This is a genomic window from Delftia sp. PE138 (genome assembly GCF_018320755.1).
Taxonomy (GTDB): Bacteria; Pseudomonadota; Gammaproteobacteria; order Burkholderiales; family Burkholderiaceae_C; genus Comamonas; species Comamonas tsuruhatensis.
In genome coordinates this window covers 43385-61714 of record NZ_JABEPN010000003.1, presented here as the reverse complement: position 1 = coordinate 61714, position 18330 = coordinate 43385, and the positions used below count along the sequence as shown (strand labels likewise).

Sequence of the window (18330 nt, the reverse complement as noted above, 5' to 3'; positions counted from 1 at the left end):
GATAACACGCTCTAGCGGCCTGCCTGAGCGCTCGCCAGCTCGCCGGCCAGCGTCTGCACCAGCGCAGCGGCCGGCATCTCGCGCGCCAGCGGCGCACCCTGGCCGGCCCAGTGGGCTGCGTAGTCGGAGCTGCCCTGCGCCGAGGCCGCCTGGTGCAGCGCCTTGCCTGCGTCGTAGACGCGCGGATAGTCGGGCAGGGGCTGGCCATGGCTGGCGCCCAGCGCATGCAGCCGGTTGACCATGCCGCGCGCCGGCCGGCCCGAGATGGCGGCGGTGATGCCTGTGTGGTGGGCGCGTTCGCTGCGCAGCTCGGCACGGTAGGCCGGGCTGGCGGACGATTCAGGGCAGAGGATGAAGGCCGTGCCCAGCTGCGCCGCGCAGGCGCCCAGGCCCAGCGCGGCCGCAATGCCTTCGCCATCCATGATGCCGCCGGCCGCGATCACCGGCAGGGCCGTGTTGCGGGCCAGCACGCGCACCAGGGCGAAGGTGCCCATCATGCGGTCCTGCGCGGGATCGAACGTTCCGCGGTGTCCCCCGGCCTCCACGCCCTGGGCCACGATGGCATCGACACCGGCCTGCTCCACCTGGCGCGCCTCGTCCAGCGACGTGGCGCTGGCCAGGGTCACGACGCCGGCCGCGCGCAGCGCGTCGATGAAGCCCTGCTCCGGCAGCCCGAAATGAAAGCTCACCACGGCGGGCCGCTCCTGCATCAGCATGGCCTGCAGCGCGGCGTTGCCGACGGCGGTGGCGTAGATCTCGTTGAGCGTGGCAGGCGGCGTGGCGCCAAAGCGCGCGAACTCGGGCGCCAGATGGGCCAGCCAGGCGGCCTCGCGCTGCGCATCGGCCCGGGCCGGCCGGTGGCAGAACAGGTTGACGTTGAAGGCGCCCGAGGTCAGCGCGCGCGTCTGCACGATCTGCTGGCGTGCCTGCTCCGCGCCGCTGGCGCCAATGCCCAGCGAGCCCAGGCCGCCGGCCTCGGTGACGGCGGCCGCCAGCGCGGGCGTGGACGTGCCGGCCATGGGGGCCTGGATGATGGGATGGCGCATGCCCAGGCGGGCCATCCATGCGGTCTTTGCGGTGCTCATACGACTCCTTGTTTCCTGCCACGAATCCGCGCACTCATGCGGCGGCCTGTCGGCGCGCGCTGGCGCGGCTGGCGGCGATCATCAGCGTGCCCAGCAGCAGCGACACGCTGCCGATGACGAACAGGCGCTGGTACGAGCCCAGGCCCGCATAGCTCCAGGCCATGAAATACCCCGACACGGCCTGCATCAGCGCAAAGGCCGCCGTGGCATAGCCCCACATGCGCTTGTGCTGCACGGGGCCGATCAGCTGCATCAGGTAGCCCGAGGTGATGGCCGCCATGCCCGGCGACAGCGCGCCCACCAGGAAGGACGAGGTCGCATGCCCCGCAAATCCCACCCAGAACAGCGGCATGGCAATGGCCAGGGTCTTGACCGCATAGGCGCCCGTGGTCGTGCCCCACCAGCCAAAGCGCGTGGCGCACAGCGAGGCCACCAGCGGCCCGGCAATGGCGCCCAGGCCGAACACGGCCCACTGCGTGGAGGCATAGGCATCGCCCAACTGCAACTCGCGCGCCAGGTAGTCCACCCAGAACACCGTGTGCGGCACAAAGCCGAAGGCGTCCGTCATATAGGCCAGCATCACCAGCACCACGGGCAGCGTCCACAGGGGCGCGGCGGGCACGGGCCGGGCATGGGGCGTGATGGCGATGGGCGCAGGCACCGGCAGCCGCCGCACATGGCGCCAGCCCAGCCAGCCGGCCCAGGCGCAGACCGCCGCCAGCGCCCACCAGACGGCACCCAGGCTCTGGCGCGCCAGCAGCGGTATCAGCGTGGCCGACAGCAGGGCGCCGGCACCTATGCCGCAGAACATCAGCGGCCCCAGGGCCGCACGCCGCTGCAGGGGCGTGGCCGCCAAGGCCACCGAGGGGCCCAGCACCATCAGGATGGCGCCGCCAATGCCCGAGATGCAGCGCCAGGCAAAGAACCAGGGCATGGGCAGCGGCCAGGCGCAGGCCGCAAAGCTCAGCGCCAGGGCCACCCAGCACCACAGCAGCACGCGCAGCGCGCCCAGGCGTTCGGCCAGCGGCGCGGCGGCCAGCGCCCCGATCAGATAGCCCAGCAGATTGGCCGCGCCCAGATAGGCCACCTGCTCGCCGCTGAACCAGCCGGCATGCACCATCTGCGGCATCAGCGCCGTGTAGGCAAAGCGCGCCAGGCCGACGCCGCTGAGCGTGGCCATGAAGCCGGTCAGCAGCAGGGAAGTTTCGTTGCGTTGGATCACGGGAGTGGGCGCCATGCGGGGAGGATGGGCATACCTTAAGCCGCCGGAGTCATCATGTCCAATGATTCAAAATGATGGCGTCGATCTCGATTGAAGATGAATGCCACTGGAGCCGCGATGCAATTGAAGTCCCTGCGCATGTTCCTGGCCGTCTGCGACAGCGGCAGCTTCGGCGCCGCCGCGCAGCAACTGCACACCGTGCAGTCCAACGTGACGGCCCATGTGAAAAAGCTCGAGGACGAGGCCGGCGTGCAATTGCTGGAGCGCAGCGCGCCCGTGCACGCAACGCCTGCCGGCCGCCTGCTGGAGCAATACGCACGGCGCATGCTGGCCGACCATGACGAGGCGCTGGCCCTGCTGCAAGGCAGCGCCCGGGCCGCCGGCGCGCTGCGCATAGGCTCCATGGAAACCACGGCCGCGCTGCGCCTGCCGCCGCTGCTGGCGCGCCTGCACCAGGCCCGGCCCGGCCTGGACCTGGAGCTGCGCACGGCCACTACGGCCGAGCTGCTGGCTGACCTGCTGGCAGGGCGGCTGGACTGCGCCTTCGTCTCGGGCATGCCGCCCCAGTCGCGGCTGCAGGGCTGGAAGGTTTTCGAGGAGGAACTGGTGCTGGTCACCGCCTTCGCGCTGCCGCGCTTTCCCGATGCCGCCCAGCTCAGCGCCGTGCCCTTCCTGGCCTTCCGCCAGGGCTGCAGCTACCGCCAGCGCATCGAACTGCTGCTGGCCACGCGCGGCGTGGCCGCACGCATCATGGAAATGGGATCGCTGGACGCCATCCTCGGCTGCGTGGCCGCCGGCATGGGCTACGGCCTGCTGCCGCGCAGCGTGGTCCAGGCCCAGCAGCACCGCTTCGGCGTGCACATCACGGCCCTGCCCGGCACACTCGCCCAGGAAGTCGCCCGCGTGGAAACCTGGTTCGTCGTGCCCGCGCGCCAGGGCTGGTCGCCTGCGCTGCATGCGTGCGTGGAGGTGTTGGGGATCGACCAGGAGGTTGCGGCTGTCGATGCGCAAGGCCTGGTGCATGCCGGCTCATGACGGCAACCGCAACACCCTCCGATACTGCATGGCCTCCGCCACATGCCCCGTCTCCACTGCCGCGCTGCCGGCCAAGTCGGCAATGGTGCGCGCCACCTTGAGCGCGCGGTGGGTGCTGCGGGCCGACCAGCCCAGGCGTGCGGCGGCCTTGTGGGCGAAGGCCAGGGCCTCGGGCGACAGGCCCAGGTGGTCGTCCAGGGCCTGGCCCTGGAGCTGGTGGTTGGCACTGCCCTGGCGCTGCAGGGCCAGCGCGCGGGCCTGGACCACGCGCTCGCGCACGGTGTCGCTGGCCTCGCCAGAGCGCGCGGCCAGCAGCTCCTGCGGGGGCAGGGCACCGACTTCCACATGCAGGTCGATGCGATCCAGCAGCGGGCCGCTGATGCGCGCCTGGTAGCGCGCCACCTTGTCGGGCGTGCAGCGGCAGCGCTGCACCGTCGATCCCCAATGGCCGCAGGGGCAGGGATTCATGGCCGCGACGAGCTGGAAGCGCGCGGGGAATTCGCAGCGCTGGGCGGCTCTGGCGATGGTGATCTGGCCGGTCTCCAGCGGCTCGCGCAGCGCCTCCAGCGCGCTGCGTGCGAACTCGGGGAATTCGTCCAGAAACAGTACTCCGTGATGGGACTGCGAGATCTCGCCAGGGCGCGGTGGCGAGCCTCTGTCGATTACAACGAAAAGCTTAACCACGGCGTCACATCTTGCTACACAATGGTCTATCAGGTCTGTCGAATGGGTTGATTCAATACATTGAATTAGTTAACTGATATGAAAATTACAATAATTGACGTTACTGAAAGCGATCTTGGTGTGCGGCAGGTCCCCATGAACTACCGTTCGGTCACCGGGCGGGTGCAAACCTTGGATGGGCAGACGGTGTCATTCGAGAGCACCTTGGAGCGTGACCTGGTCTTGTTGATGGACTTCGATCCTCGGATAGCGCGCATCACCCACCAACCGATGAAGATCCGGTACCGTCTCGAGTCTGGCGAGGAGCGCTCATACACGCCTGACTACTTGGCTACTTCTCGGGGCAGTCAGCTCAGGAAGCCTGCACGGACCCTACTTTTTGAGGTCAAGTATCTGGATGAACTTCGGGATCGATGGAGCGACCTCGAAGCGGGTTTCCGGGCCGCCCGTATGGTTTGCGCACAGCGGCGTTGGGGGTTTCAGGTTGTCGATGAACGCTACATCCGCAACGACTATCTGAAAAATGTCACTTTTCTGCGTGACTACCGCTCGTATCCCTCCGATGGCAAGTCGGCTCTCATGCTCCTACAGACTCTGCAAGAGCTTCAAGTCTCCACACCTTCGGAACTGTTGGCTGCAACCTTCATGGACCTGACCAACCGCATGCAAGCTGTGGGCGCCATGTGGCGAATGGTGGCGAATGGCTCCATCGGCGCGAATCTCAGGCAAAGGTTAACGATGAAATCAGAAATTTGGTACGAGGAACCTACGCTGTATGGCAAATGAACTGCATGCTTCTGGCTTCGCTGTCCGCCCTGGAGCACCGGTGGTGTTCAAGCAGAAAGCTTGCATCGTGCGCCGTGTTCTCTCCACCGATCGGGTGATCATCGAAGACATTGATACCGGCCGCTCAGAGGTCGCGTTCATCAACCAGCTGTCTTCGATCACCACGCTCGTGCCCGAACATGAAGCTGGGGCTACAGGGGAGATGGTTGCTGGACCGTCAGCCCTGCCACCAGCGCTGCTGGCCTTTACTGCTGCCGAGATTGCGAAGGCTGAAAAGCGTCTGGATGTGATCGCTCCGTTGTTGGCAATGCGCAAGCGTTCTCGCAAAGATGTCGAGGACCATGCCAGGCAGTCCGGGGTTTCGGCAGTCACGCTCTACAAGTGGATCAAGAACTACAACGGCTGTGGCTCTCTCGTGGGCCTCATGGATGGCAAGCGAGGCGCCCCCAGCGTGAAGAAGCTTGATGAGCGGGTGGAGCAATTCATCCAGGAGGCGATAGACCAGCTCTACCTGTCGTCGCAACAACTGACGCCTCGGGATATCTATCAGACCGTGAAAGACCGTTGCGAACTCGAGCGCAAGCCCGTTCCCCACGAAAACACCGTGCGCAACAGGATCGCTGCACTTCCTCTAAACCGGGTTCGGCGCAAGCGCGGTCAAGTTGCATTGGCAGACAAGGACATGCCTACTCCGGGTGTGTTCCCCGAACCCGTCAATCCACTCAATCCGGTGCAGATCGACCATGTCCAACTCGACATGATCGTGGTCTTTTCTGACACACGTATGCCATGGGGACGGCCTTGGCTGACCCTGGCCATTGACTGCCTGACGCGCGTGATCGTCGGCTTCTATCTGAGCATGGACCGCCCTTCAGCAGTAGCTGCCGGCATGGCCCTGGCGATGGGCATGCTGCCAAAACAGGATTACCTCGCATCCCTCGGTTTGCCAGGGCGTTGGCCTGTGCACGGCAAGATTCGCAAGGTGCTGTGTGACAACGCCAAGGAGTTCCGAGGGGAGGCACTTAAGTTCGGCTGCAAGGAGAACTCCATCGACTTGGATCTTCGGCCAGTCAAGCAGCCACGCTACGGGGCCTACATCGAGCGCCTAGTGGGCAATGTCAACATGATGCTTCGCAAGAAGCCTGGCACGACGTTCTCCAACCCCCAGCAGCGGGGAACCTATGACTCCAAGAAAAAGTCTGCCTACACCTTGCACGAGTTGGAGATCGAAATTGCAGACTGGGTTGTGAACCACTACCACGTGCACAAGCACAGTTCGCTGATGAAGCCACCATTGATCGTTTGGGAGGAAAAGATCCTGGGTACAGACGGAGCAATGGCAGCCGGACTTCCGATCCAGATCGCGGATCCGGAAAAGCTCAAGTTGGACTTTCTCCCGCTGGAGTCGCGTGTGGTGTCGCCCTCGGGCGTCCGAATGAACAAGGCTGACTACTATCACGAGGCTCTCAATCGATGGATCAATGCAAGCGATCCCGACCATCCTTCGGAGAAGCGCAAATTCACCGTCAAGTACCATCCTCGGCGCCGGCGTGAGGTGTGGTTTCTCGACCCCGAGGTCAAGCAGTACGTGAAGCTCGATCGCTATCCATTTCAAGCTCCCGGAGATGACGAGGTTGACGGCTACGTGGGCGTGGAAGAGCACATTGCGATTGAGGCCCGCAGGCAGCACGAAGGAAGCCAGCTGGAGGACAAGAAAGCCAAGGCAGGTTACCGCTTGCGTAGCGCCCACAGAGAGGCCAATGCTGTGGCAGACACGAAGAGAGTGAGGCGAAAACCTCCATCCTCGTCGCCTCGAAGTGGTGGCGCAGACCGGTCGGTTGTCGAGACGCAAATGCAGCCTGCGCGGGAGCCTGTGGGATCGGGGGCCAATCCCTTTGAAGCATTCTTGAGCAAGAAAATTACGGGCTTCAATGCGTAGCGTGACGATGAACCAATTTCCTCATCTACACGAAGCTACGGCTCAAATGCTGGAGGCTTCACTGCCCGAAAAGCTGGAGTTCGTTCGCTCGAACCACCTGTTCGGCTACCCCGCCTACGACCATATTTTGCGAGACCTGCAGGATCTGGTGGCGTTCCCTCGTTCGCTTAAACCTGAGTGTCGCGCTGTCATCGCAGACAGCGACAATGGCAAGACCACGTTGACGCGGCAGTTCATTGCCAACAACCCCATCGTGCTGGATGAGGCCGGTTATCCGATCACCAAGGTGTTGTGGGTCGAGACACCTGCGAGTGCTGATGAACGACGGCTGTACAGCGCGATCCTGAGTGCCTTGAACGTGACGCATCGGCCCGACGCCCCCCCAGCACGGCTGGAAGCGCTTGCGCATGAAGAATTGGCCGTGCAGCGCACTTCTGTACTGGTCCTCGATGAGTTGCACGCCATGCTCAACAGCCCCGCGCGTCAGCAAAAGCAGTTCATGGCCTCGCTCAAGAGGCTCTCTAACATGCGTCAGTTAAGCATCGTGGCGTGCGGGACTGTCGACGTCTCAAGGGCCTTGGCTATCGATACTCAGTTCGTCAGTCGTTTCACTCGATTGGCGTTGCCCCGTTGGCAGGCAGATGAGAGTTTTCTCAAGCTGCTCGCATCTTTTGAGCGACTGATGCCGCTCGCCAGGCCCTCAAATCTGACTGCCCCCAAGATGGCGCTTGAGGTGTTCAAAAGCTGCGATGGCACCATCGGGTCCGTACGAAAGATCACGCTCCAAGCTGTCGAGCGCGTGCTCAAAGATGGTGGCGAGCGGGTGACGTTCGAGATTCTGCAAGGCGCCTGCCAGTCTTTTACCAGGAGCCGCTTGGTCACGGCACCGCGGCCGAGCTGAACAATCATGCAGCCATATTCCCAAGAGACGCTGGGCTCGTTCTTGGTGCGCTGGGCATGGGCTCGGGGGGAGCAGCCTGCAGTCTTGTCTCATCGACTGGGCCTGGGCTACTTCGTTTGGACCAGGGATCTGGACCGCAGCTTGTCCGAGGAGATGTTGCAAGCCATTGCAGCGGCCAGTGGCTGCAGGCTGGAGCAGGTTCGTTGTATGACCTATTGCAGTCAGCTGGCTGCAGCAGCAGTACCTGTGCACCGCAGCGGCTTTCTGCCTTGGCTGCTGCCTTTAGGGATCTACCATCGGCGCAGGCTTCGTTTTGGGCAGCTGTTCTGCCCTGCTTGCCTAAGGGAAGATATGCCGCGCCATCTGCATATGCACTGGCGCTTGGCTTCATCGTGGATTTGCCTCAGGCACGGCGTCAGTCTCATGGATGCGTGTCCGCACTGTGGCGCCCCGTTCGCTCCATATCGAAACGACTCTCTTGTTTTGGGGCGGTGCGAGTGTTGCGCCTTTGCTTTGTACAGCGCACATCCATCTACCTGTTCTGCGCGGCAGCAGGCGCAGCAAGAGCGTGTCGATGCGTTGTGGAGGCAGGCGTTTCTCGGGCACCCGCTGCCTTTGGCGTTGGCCTATCGGTTGATCACTCAGAGGGCGAAAAAGGCTCCTGATTTTTCAGGCGCAGGAGAACCGTGGAGCTACTGGCGAATCTTTGCTCGCAGCCACCTGCTGGAGAACGCCTTGGCCAGGTTTGACGAGGATATGGAGTGCTACACAAGAGAAGTTGGAGTCCACGAGTGTTACGTTCGTGCTTTGCCGCAGGCACGTACGACGCCAAGGTCGTGCTGGGAAGTGCCGCGTGATCCTCAGCTGCGGGCCCGCAGGATCCTTCAGATTGCATTGCGTTTGTCGGTCAGGCGCTCCACTGCATCGCGTGTGAAGGCACGGCTATGACCCAATCCAAAGCTGATGGGTCGCCGGGGCAATATTTCGCACATGCACTGCGTTCAGCGTGCGGCAACTGTGGGCGATCGATGGACAAGGCCCACCGCATCCATCATGGAGTGAAGTACTGCAGCATTTGCTACCCAGCAGTTTTTCCTCCGCGAACCTGCCAGATCTGCGGCGAGACGGCCAGAGCCCACAAGCATGCAACCTCGTCGGTATGTGGGAAATGTGCACGGCAGGACCGCACATGTCTGCGTTGCGGCCGTTTGACTCCCCAAGCCGCTTTGCGGGTCGGAGACCGCGTTGCATGCGCTTCATGTGCGCCTTATTACCGCACTTCAAGACCTTGCGATACGTGTGGAACGCCGAGCGCGAGGCTGAGCAGGTCGCGCGGCTTTCCTGAGCGTGGCCAGATGTGTGAGCGTTGTCTGCGCAAAGTTACTCAGGCTACCTGCAGCCACTGTCACAAGCACCGCACTCAGTACTTTATGACGCTCGCTGGTTGCCATCTTTGCAGCAAGTGCTGCGAACTGGATGGTCCCAGCCATGACTGTCCAGATTGCGGCTCGCGCGTGCAGGGAACGGGCTTCTCGCCTTGTTTCAGCTGTTCCATCAAGCGCGGGAATGTGAAACGGCAGCAGTCAGCCCAGCACATGCTAGTGACTCAACAGGCGAAGCAGCTGTACGCGGACTTCACGCAGTGGGGCAATTCATCGCAGCGGGCAAGCAAGTTGGCGGCGCATGCTTCGCGCTACTTGCAGTTCATCACTCGCATAGACATCGCGCTGCAGCAGGCATCCGTCCCGTTGGACCAGGCCGTGTTGCTGGAGACCTTCACAACGCAGGAGCTGCGGCAAATGGGGTTGCTAATGCAGTTTTTGGTGGAACAAGGCGCTTTCCTCCAAGACGCTGCAGCGCGCCGCCAAAACTCGGATGAGGCCTTGGTGCAAAGCAAGCTCAAGGGCGCTACAGGCAAGCCCTGGGCCGCCGATCTCCAAGCCTTTGATACGGCGTTGGCCCAACGGCAAAAGCCGCTGAATGTACGAAGTCGCAAGTCCTATCTTTCTGCTGCCATTGCCCTGTTGACTGCCGCCAAGGTGGGACGCGCAACGCAACTCAAGCAGGAAGCAGTCGATGCACTCTTGCGAAGCAAGCCAGGCCTGCGCGCATCACTGACCCCCTACTTGTCGCACTTGGCGAGCCGGCACGGGATGCGCCTGAAGGTGCCCGGCAAGCGCACGGCACCCAGACAATCTCTGCTGCCGCAAGCGCGGTACGCAAGGCTATTGATGGATGCCATTGCGGGCAAACCTCCTCGCCCAACTGAGTTGTCGTTGACCGCTACGTTACTTGCGCACCTACTGAACGTGCCACTGACGCAAATACTTCAGCTGAGACACCAGGACGTTGACTGGGCGACAGGGTTGCAGATGCGCCTGAAGGATCGCTGGATGGAGGTGCCGCAAGAAGTGGGCGCGTTTGTCCGAGCGCTGCAGTCACCAGAACATTTGGGTGGGTCAGACTTCAACCCTTGGGTGTTCCCGGGCCGACTGATAAGTGACTGCCTCAGCACATCTGCTGTTTCCTACCATCTGAGAAAGTACGAAATCCCGACGAACCGAAAGCAAGCACGCCACTGAACCGAAGATGCCCAAGGCATCTACAGGCTGTAGCGAGCTTCAGCAATCAGATGCGCTACGGAATACGTCAACGACGGTCTGGATCTATGTAAAGATGCCGGTGGGTAGCATCGTCGGATGCGCCACGGTGACAGGCCTGCACACACTCGCTCCCAGTACTCTGTGGAGGCGATTCGGCACTGTATCCGGGCTCAAGCGCCACGAGTTCTTTGAGTATTTTTCGGGTCTGCCAAAAGCCTTTGCACTGGGGCTGAGCGAACCTACACAACTCGCGTCTCCCATACCGCTGAGCAAGCTGCGCGACATGGCGGGCGGCTTTCATCCACCGCAGTTCTTCGCCAATGTCGCCAGCGATGGGCCTTTGCTGCACGTGATGAGCCAGGCTCTTCACGGCAGACCTCACAAGTCGCCCAACCTGCAGCGAGAGCTGGAACTGGCGTGAGGCGTTCTCGGAAAACGCCGGGACCGAGATTAGGCTCTACGGCGATCTGCCGCAGCAGCCATCTCTGCTAGGAACGGCCCTTCATGTTGGGCAGGTTGAGCGATGAGAAAGGCGTTGCGATCTTGGCCGACGATCCACGCAGGAGGCTTGCCCCGTCCTGTCCATGTGGCGCCAGTAGTTGGATTTTGGTACTTGGCCGCGCCTTGCTTTTTGCTTTTGGCGGGCAGCAACGGAAAGACTTGCTGAGAGGTGAGGCCAAACTCGGTGACGAGCTCTTGTACGCGACGAAGTGCGGCTGTGGCTTCAGTTTTCTTTGCCTTGGCGATTTCTGCATCCAGAGCAGCTTTCGCGGCCAGTAGTTCGGTCAAATTCATAGTCATACCTTGGTCCATGGGCGTTCGCCATCACGTGTGGCGCCAACAATTATCGGGCTTACTTGGAACTGACTGAGCCTCGCCGCCAGTAAAGATCAGGTCGGTGGGGATAGTGAACGGCAAGGAGCATCCGTCCCTGCTGCCGTCAGTTTCATTGCTCACGGGCATCCAGGGCCGTGGCGATCTGCAACTCCCTCGTTGCGTCGATAGTCAAACGCAGTGCACGGCGCACAGGGTCCACTTCAGCAACGGGGGAGCGCGACTGTGCTGCTATCGCACCGAGGCAGTGGTTGATGACGGATGTCGGGGCACCGAGTTGCTCGCGCTCGTACCGCGACAAACAAGAACGATCTACGCCAAGGAGCTTCGCGAATTCGGCTTGGGTGCGCTGTCCTCGTGCCTGCCTGATCAGTTCACTTTGTCGTGTAGGGAACGTTTGAATACTCATTGATGTGCTATAGATACATCATATGTGCAACAATAGCACAATTTGATAGTAGCCTCACCTACAATCAAAATTAGAAACAACATGGCAAGAGCAGACCAAATCAAAGCGCTTTTCAGAGCCTACGCAGGTAACGAAGACGCACAGTTCATCTCCGTGGCACTTCAAGTCGCTGCGGATGAAGCTCGCCGTGGTCACTCAAAACTTGCAGCGGAGCTGCGAGAGCTCATTGAAAAGGCGCGAGCCCCTGCTGCCCCCCGTGCGCGCGCACGGACATTGCCTCTTGTGCAGCCTCGCGGCGAACTGGCTGAGCTGCTGACAGCGCAGTACCCTCAGCACCCTTTGAAGCACATGGTCCTGTCCAGGGAGGTGGAGCAGAAGCTGCAACGCGTGCTCCTGGAGCAGCGTCAGCATGAGCGTCTCAGTGAGCATGGATTGGCGGCTCGCCGCAAGCTCTTGTTGGTAGGGCCTCCCGGCACAGGCAAAACGATGACGGCTGCCGTGCTCGCTACGGAGCTGAAGCTGCCGCTTTTCACCGCGCGGTTTGACAGTCTCATCACCAAGTTCATGGGGGAAAGCGCCTCTAAGCTTCGCTTGGTCTTCGAAGCTCTCAAGATCACCCGCGGTGTGTACTTTTTTGACGAGTTCGACTCGCTGGGCATGCAGCGGGGGGGGCAGCATGACGTTGCAGAGATGCGCCGCACGTTGAACATGTTCTTGCAGCTGATCGAGCAGGACACCTCGGACAGCATCATCGTGGCGGCAACGAACCACGGAGCTTCTCTTGATACTGCGCTCTTTCGCCGCTTCGACGATGTGATTCGATATGCCACCCCAGACGAAGCGCAAGTCGATGAACTGCTGCGCAATCGTTTGGCGATGATGGCTCCTGCAGACTTGAACTGGTCAAATCTGGTCCCCCGTGCAGTGGGGCTTTCCCACTCCGAAATCACCAAGGCTTGTGAGGACGCCATCAAGGACGCCATCCTTGACGAACGATCGAGCATTTCAGAAAAAAGCGTTCTCACCCACCTGCAGGAGCGAGCTGCAAGCCAGCTGCACAACTGATCGGCCCGGCCGTCCGGCCGGCCGGTCTGGTACATTGAGGTAACAAAATGAATCGTTGCCCTCACCATGCCAGATCTCGATCATTTGTCAGTTACGGGATTCACTACCGACCGAAGCTTCCAGTCGACACACTCGTTTCCCAAGCCATCGGAGCTTCAGCGGGACCGGGAGCAGCATGGCAGCGCGTTGCTGCGTCAACTCGCGAAACTACGGCTAGACGCAGAAGCTCTTTCCTTGGAGCGTGCAAAGCGCGGGCTGACTACGTCCACTGGAATGATCATTGCGATCGAGTTTTCGGCTCAGGCGAAATTTGATGTCAAAGCCCTCGAGTGGCGCAAAGACGAAATAGAGGTTTTAACTGTTGCGCAGTCCGGTGGCGGAGCCCAAGTCGTTGCGCTTCATGTTCCGGAAGGCAAGCTGAGTGCGCTTGAGACTCGGGTAAGGAAGTACCTGAGCGGCCCTATGACAAAGTATGGGAAGCCTCCCCATACACAGCTCGTCAATGCAATAGAGAAAATTCGTGGAGCGGCCTTTGCAGAGTTGTGGACAGAGGATGCGGCACCACCAGCGCCTGAGAAAGCAACTTGGCTGCAAATCTGGTTGCGCAACGGTGCCCGGACAGCGAGCGCAACAGCAAAGGCATTCCAAGCAGCTGCCGTGCAGTTCGGTATTCAGGTCGAAACGAGTTACCTCAGCTTCCCTGGTCGCGTTGTAGTTGCAGCATGGACGACTCGCAAAGCATTGGAGGGCGCACTCAGACTGTTGGATCTGATCGCCGAGATACGGTACGTTCAACCACACGCAGAGTTCTTTCTTTCAGATCTTGCGCCTCGTGAGCAGGCCCCTTGGGTGCAAGAGCTGCTGCAACGATGCACATTCGCCGAGCCAGGCACAAGCCCCTATGTCACCTTGCTCGACACGGGTGTGAACCGAGCCCATCCTCTGCTGGAGAAGGCTGTCGCCCATGAGGACGTGATGGCGGTGGATGCGGAGTGGGGTCCAGGTACGGATGTAGATGGACATGGAACCGAGATGGCAGGCGTCATCTGTCACGGCGACCTGGTGGCACCTTTGGCGCATGATCAGAAGCTCGATGTGCCTCATCGAATGGAGTCGGTGAAAATCTTCCCGCCTGCAGGAGCTAATCCACCACATCTGTACGGCTGGATCATGGCAAAAGCAGTGGACAAGGTCGAACAGAAGAATCCGGGACGCTCACGCATTTTTGTGACCATGACTACAGCGATCGGTCCCGGAGCAGGGATGCCTACCGAATGGTCGGCGTGCGTGGATCAATTGGCTTTTGGCTTGAACGGCCTTGACCCTTACACCAAGGGCATCAGCTGGGGTACGGACTTTGCGCTCAAACAGCGGCTGTTCGTGATGTCCGCAGGAAACGTGCCCTGGCAGGGTTGGACTCAGTACCCCGATATCAACCACTCTACTTCCATCGAGGACCCTGGCCAGTCCTGGAATGGCCTTACCGTAGGTGCCTGCACTGACCTGACCTATTTGGACATTCAGCGCTGGCCGACGTACGCGCTCATCGCACAGGGGGGTGCACTCTCCCCGGCATCGACTACATCGCGCTTGTGGCGAAATTCATGGCCCTTGAAGCCAGACGTTGTAGCGGAAGGTGGAAATGCGACGATTGATGACACCAATGTTCCTGCAGTGGGGCCTAGCAGCTTACGAATATTGACGACATCACACAGAATGCACCAGGGGCCTTTTGCGGAAACAGGGGACACCAGTGCAGCAGCCGCAGAAGTGGCACGAATTTGCGCCCACATAAGAGCTAGGTATCCACACTATTGGGAAGAAACCGTTCGTGCCCTGGTGATTCACGGCGCGCGCTTCACGCCCCAAATGCTGGCTCAGCTGCCGAGAGGCGCGAAGAAAAGGGACATGAGGGAACTCTTGCGCACCTATGGCTTCGGCAAAGTCTCTCTGCAAAATTCCTTGGCTTCGGCTGAAGACGCTCCCACTCTCATCGTTCAGGACACAATCGTTCCGTATCAGCTTGAAAAGAGCAAGGTCAAACTCAAAGAGCTGAAATTGCACAAATTACCTTGGCCAGCCGATGAGCTAGAGGCCTTAGGTGAAGTTGCGGTGGAGATGAGGGTAACTCTATCCTTCTTTGTAGAACCGAACCCCAGCCGCAGAGGGTGGCAGAGCAAATTCCGATATCAGTCTCATGGGCTTAGATTTGCTGTCAAAGGTGCCAGCGAAGATGAGGTGCGCTTCAACCAACGAATCAACAAGCTCGATCGCCTTGAAGATTTTGACGAAGACGAAAGCCTGTCGGACCCCGATATGAACGAGTGGCACATCGGGGCAGTGCTACGCGCTAGAGGCTCTGTGCATAGCGATGTCTGGAGGGGGACTGCGGCACAGCTGCGTGAGAAGTCGCACATCGCAGTGTACCCCATTGGCGGTTGGTGGAAGGACTGGCCAGGAGCCGAACGCGCCGGCAAGTCCACCAGGTATTCGTTGGTCGTTTCACTGCGCCCCATCCAAGAGGTGGACGTGCCAGTAGATCTCTATACGCCGATCGCCACAGAAATCGCAATCGTCAACGCTGTTGACATCACTGCTTAGGCATACCCGAAGAACGTTATGCCCTAACTGTACTTGGCCGTCAGTGCCAAGCGCTGGCCTTTCGCCTAGTCTCTCGTGCACTTCATCAGTCCAGCATGTCTCCCGTTTCAGATACCCAATTCGCCCGCCTACCTCTGAATGACACTTTGTACCGATTGGTTGGCGCCGCCAAAATACTCCCCAAAATTGATGAGATGGAGACGCCACGCGTGCAGCTGTGGTTTGCTGAGATTGATAATCATGAGCCTGAGCGTCTTGCCTATGCCCGAAGAGCCAGCGGAGCTTGTAGCCTGTTGTCGGTGATTGAATCAGCGGGTTCTTTGCCAGCATTCCCGTTGGGTTCGTTCTGGCACGATATGACCAGACAACATGGTTTGATCATGGGTGATCAAATCAAGATTGAAAACCTTCGCATTCCCCCGCAAAAGTGGATACTTGTTCATCCAAAAGACTACATCCGTATCCACGGGCACTACGGTATACAAGAATTTCCCCTGAGCGGCGAAGACATAGCTGGACAGCTTCACGACCTTAGAGATGCGCCATATTATCGTTGCTATAGTGACACGGGACTGGAACTTATTATTCCTGCCTACGAGGTCTTCAGGAGATTTTATGGCGTATGCTCCTTTTTATCAAATGCGTTACTATCCAATCATTGGAACAATGAGTTGGAGAATTTAATTGTAGGAAGTGAAACGGGATTCACGCCAGAGGGTGATGTCTATAAGATCCTAACAAAACAAAAATTGTCTTCCATCAGCTGCCGCGCCATTGCACATTTCCAGACTTCTGAATACGCCAACAAGCAGGCACAGGGCATATTTGTGGGCATACAAAACTCCCGGAGGTCGGGAGTAAGTCACCCATGGGTTCAAGTTCATCCGCACTGGACTGAAGACAAGGAAAAAGACGATATAACACTGTCATTTCTTGGTCAACAGCTTTCAAGCGGGGCAATTCTAGTGATGTGGATTTATAACTCTGAATTTCCGCCTCCTCCCGTGCCTCTCGTTCGTGTCCTGGCTAACCAAAAAATACCGATAAATTCGCAGCAGTCTTCACAAGCATTTTCTGAGCCTGCAGGACAACCCAAAGGCTTAAACGGAGACCCTGTGGTTATCCATCCGCCAGCAGATACCAGGCTGGGAAATTATGTATCTCATCTTGCGATCAACGAGATGTGGTCTGATTTACCTGACATGAGGATTGAATATAAAAAGGTTACTTTTACAGATCAGGCCATAAAATCTGATGAAAAATCATACAAACGCAAAAAGAACCATGGTACCGGGCATAAATCCTCGTCGGGAAGCCTCAGCAGCGCTTCCCTTAGCGCCCACGCGCAAAGCGGAATAAAGAACAGATTCAGCGCTCTGGCCGCGTGTTTCATGCAGCTTGAGAAAGAAAAAGTCATTAAACAGAGATTGGACTATGGATTAATAAATCCTGTCGCTGTTGGGAGTGCAGTATATTGCATGCTCCCTACTAAACTTGGAACGACAGATATTCCTTGGGCCATTGTGGGTAGAGGAGACGATGCCAGAGGACGGCTGTGCTGGGTGAGTGAAATTGAGCTGCCTGATGGCTCATTACAGTATTTCTTTGAACTTGAAGTTCTGGATGAAGAAGCCTTCTATGCTCTGATAGTCAAGCCTATTGAAAACGGTGCGAGGCTTCCAGAAGAAAGTCTGAGCGAAATCCTAAAGCTTGCTGTTTTGACAAAGGGTCGCTGGAATAATGGGGACTGGAGAAATCTGGAAAATTCAGTAGTAAGGGGACGCATTAAACACAAGTTCGAAAATGGTGTGCTTAGTGCTGACTACGTCCGACGAAAACTTCTCTGAAGTGCGCCTTGTCTCTACAGGCTTAATAACCGCTCTGTAAGTTCTTCCGCTGTGACAGCAGTCAAACCAGTCCTTCCATCCACAAGGAATACGGATCTATTGAAGGGGCGAAAAAGCCAGGATCTATCGTCGATCGCAAGCCAGGGAAACACCATACGATCGTTGTCCCGAAGCCAAGCATTGCACTCGGCCTCACGTTCATAGGCAAGAAGGGAATTTGGAACGTCGTGAAGTTCCGCAAAGCGAGGTGTCACATCATGAACGCGTGAAGCAACATCATCGGAAAAAAGTGAGCGCAGGCTCTCAAGCGAGCGTTGAAGGCGCCAGGTACTTGTGATGACCACGTCCCAATCCGTGCAACGTCGCAGCACGTTCTCGAACACAGGCAAGCAACACAAGTGCTTTGACTCGTGGCAGAACTCGGGATGGATCACTCCATCAAAGTCCAAGAATATTGTGTTCACGCTGCAATTGTAGTGTTGGCGGGTGCCCAAAGGCTTACACCCATCATCGTCATGGTCTAGTTGAGTTCTTTAACGATCCAAGGAGTTAACCAGTTATGCAGAGTTACTCGCAACGCGTTCGAGATAATATCCTTCCCTTATCTGTGGGCTCAACCCTTCCCGAAGCATTTGAAGAATGGTTATTCACCGATGAAGTAATTGATCATGATCATAAAGATGAGATCTGTGAACTGTGCGAGCAAGACGGCCTTCGCTATCATTTCCGTATAAAGAATCAGCTAACGAATCACCATCTATGGGTCGGATCACATTGCATCTTGCGATTCAACGTCTCTGTTTTCGAACAAGGACGCAGGCTTTCACCAGAGGAAGCCAAACGTAGACTGAATCGTCTCGAAGAACAAATGCGCATGGAATCTTGTATCAATGCGCTGGAGAGGGTGGCTGCGACTGAGAACAACGACATTCTAAAAAATGCACTTACCTATCTCAGGAAGAATAAAAATCTAACGCCGAAATATGCATTCGTCGTTTTGTGGCGACTCAAGATTAATCAAATAGACCATAATCCCGGATTTTTTAAGATCACTCTAAAGACTGCCAAGCAAAGATCGGATTTGCTCTCAATGGACGAGAGTAGGGTGCATTTAATATGGCCGGCCTTGACGTCCACCCAGCGCGACATCGCCATTCGCTTGGGACATACACCTCCTCGATTGCGAGGATAGAAATGTGAGCTTTACCCCCTAGCTCGCTAAATGGTGAGGCAGCAGTCCGATTTTTTGAGTGTGCGCGGACTAGGGCCGGCGAGGCGCCTTGCGCAGCTGCACGGCGGCTTGTGCCCTGCCGCGAGGC

General features: G+C 58.7%; 16 protein-coding genes and 1 pseudogene. 11 read left to right on the top strand and 6 right to left on the bottom strand.

What is annotated here, in order from left to right; all coding sequences use genetic code 11:
- Nucleotides 1-11: 11 nt before the first annotated feature.
- Both HFGMBDPB_RS12610 and HFGMBDPB_RS12605 read right to left on the bottom strand, forming a co-directional pair.
- Nucleotides 12-1085: an NAD(P)H-dependent flavin oxidoreductase gene (locus HFGMBDPB_RS12610; protein WP_212645510.1), complete on the bottom strand. Its 1074-nt coding sequence runs from the start codon at nt 1083-1085 to the stop codon at nt 12-14.
- Nucleotides 1086-1119: 34 nt separating this feature from the next.
- On the bottom strand, nt 1120-2322 hold the full coding sequence (locus HFGMBDPB_RS12605; RefSeq protein WP_016448656.1) for a YbfB/YjiJ family MFS transporter: 1203 nt from the start codon (nt 2320-2322) through the stop codon (nt 1120-1122).
- Between the two features lie 102 nt (nt 2323-2424).
- Here HFGMBDPB_RS12605 and HFGMBDPB_RS12600 point away from each other — a divergent pair, with 102 nt between their 5' ends.
- Entirely contained in the window at nt 2425-3342 is a 918-nt protein-coding gene (locus HFGMBDPB_RS12600; RefSeq protein WP_212645509.1) for a LysR family transcriptional regulator, read from the top strand.
- Here the strand turns inward: HFGMBDPB_RS12600 and HFGMBDPB_RS12595 are convergent.
- Nucleotides 3337-4008: pseudogene (locus HFGMBDPB_RS12595) on the bottom strand (ATP-binding protein); the annotation flags it as partial. The gene HFGMBDPB_RS12600 and the pseudogene HFGMBDPB_RS12595 sit on opposite strands and share 6 nt — an antisense overlap.
- A 153-nt stretch (nt 4009-4161) precedes the next feature.
- On the opposite strand from HFGMBDPB_RS12595, the gene HFGMBDPB_RS12590 reads away from it, so the two are divergent.
- From HFGMBDPB_RS12590 to HFGMBDPB_RS12565, 6 genes are all read left to right on the top strand, one after another.
- Nucleotides 4162-4812 (top strand): heteromeric transposase endonuclease subunit TnsA, encoded by a 651-nt coding sequence (locus HFGMBDPB_RS12590; protein ID WP_034366604.1) that lies wholly within the window; start codon nt 4162-4164, stop codon nt 4810-4812.
- Entirely contained in the window at nt 4802-6751 is a 1950-nt protein-coding gene (locus HFGMBDPB_RS12585) for a TnsB C-terminal domain-containing protein (protein WP_227740878.1), read from the top strand. Before HFGMBDPB_RS12590 ends, HFGMBDPB_RS12585 begins: the two co-directional genes overlap by 11 nt.
- A 7-nt stretch (nt 6752-6758) precedes the next feature.
- Entirely contained in the window at nt 6759-7652 is an 894-nt protein-coding gene (locus HFGMBDPB_RS12580; RefSeq protein WP_223275228.1) for a TniB family NTP-binding protein, read from the top strand.
- A gap of 6 nt (nt 7653-7658) precedes the next feature.
- Nucleotides 7659-8600 carry a TniQ family protein gene (locus tag HFGMBDPB_RS30035; protein WP_016452127.1) on the top strand — a complete coding sequence of 314 codons (942 nt, stop codon included), beginning with the start codon at nt 7659-7661 and terminating at the stop codon, nt 8598-8600.
- 647 nt (nt 8601-9247) lie between these two features.
- Nucleotides 9248-10234 (top strand): hypothetical protein, encoded by a 987-nt coding sequence (locus HFGMBDPB_RS12570; protein WP_034366580.1) that lies wholly within the window; start codon nt 9248-9250, stop codon nt 10232-10234.
- A 7-nt stretch (nt 10235-10241) separates the two neighbouring features.
- A complete protein-coding gene (locus HFGMBDPB_RS12565) occupies nt 10242-10676 on the top strand; it encodes an ASCH domain-containing protein (protein WP_227469604.1) in 435 nt (144 codons plus the stop codon).
- 29 nt (nt 10677-10705) lie between these two features.
- Here HFGMBDPB_RS12565 and HFGMBDPB_RS12560 read toward each other — a convergent pair whose 3' ends face one another.
- Complete coding sequence (locus HFGMBDPB_RS12560) at nt 10706-11056, bottom strand: H-NS histone family protein (protein ID WP_050042347.1); 351 nt, start codon at nt 11054-11056, stop codon at nt 10706-10708.
- Nucleotides 11057-11201: 145 nt separating this feature from the next.
- Entirely contained in the window at nt 11202-11498 is a 297-nt protein-coding gene (locus HFGMBDPB_RS29965; RefSeq protein WP_050042346.1) for a helix-turn-helix domain-containing protein, read from the bottom strand.
- A gap of 81 nt (nt 11499-11579) precedes the next feature.
- On the opposite strand from HFGMBDPB_RS29965, the gene HFGMBDPB_RS12555 reads away from it, so the two are divergent.
- The 3 genes from HFGMBDPB_RS12555 (at nt 11580) to HFGMBDPB_RS12545 (ending at nt 17011) form a co-directional block, all read left to right on the top strand.
- On the top strand, nt 11580-12563 hold the full coding sequence (locus HFGMBDPB_RS12555) for an AAA family ATPase (protein WP_034366583.1): 984 nt from the start codon (nt 11580-11582) through the stop codon (nt 12561-12563).
- A gap of 66 nt (nt 12564-12629) precedes the next feature.
- The gene (locus HFGMBDPB_RS12550) at nt 12630-15164 is read left to right on the top strand and encodes a S8 family peptidase (RefSeq protein ID WP_212645508.1); all 2535 of its coding nucleotides are present in this window, start codon (nt 12630-12632) and stop codon (nt 15162-15164) included.
- 95 nt (nt 15165-15259) lie between these two features.
- On the top strand, nt 15260-17011 hold the full coding sequence (locus HFGMBDPB_RS12545) for a hypothetical protein (RefSeq protein ID WP_050042318.1): 1752 nt from the start codon (nt 15260-15262) through the stop codon (nt 17009-17011).
- A 14-nt stretch (nt 17012-17025) separates the two neighbouring features.
- Here the strand turns inward: HFGMBDPB_RS12545 and HFGMBDPB_RS12540 are convergent, their stop codons facing one another.
- Complete coding sequence (locus tag HFGMBDPB_RS12540; protein ID WP_050042317.1) at nt 17026-17475, bottom strand: HAD domain-containing protein; 450 nt, start codon at nt 17473-17475, stop codon at nt 17026-17028.
- 95 nt (nt 17476-17570) lie between these two features.
- Here HFGMBDPB_RS12540 and HFGMBDPB_RS12535 point away from each other — a divergent pair, with 95 nt between their 5' ends.
- Complete coding sequence (locus HFGMBDPB_RS12535; RefSeq protein ID WP_050042316.1) at nt 17571-18203, top strand: hypothetical protein; 633 nt, start codon at nt 17571-17573, stop codon at nt 18201-18203.
- Nucleotides 18204-18330 lie beyond the last annotated feature (127 nt).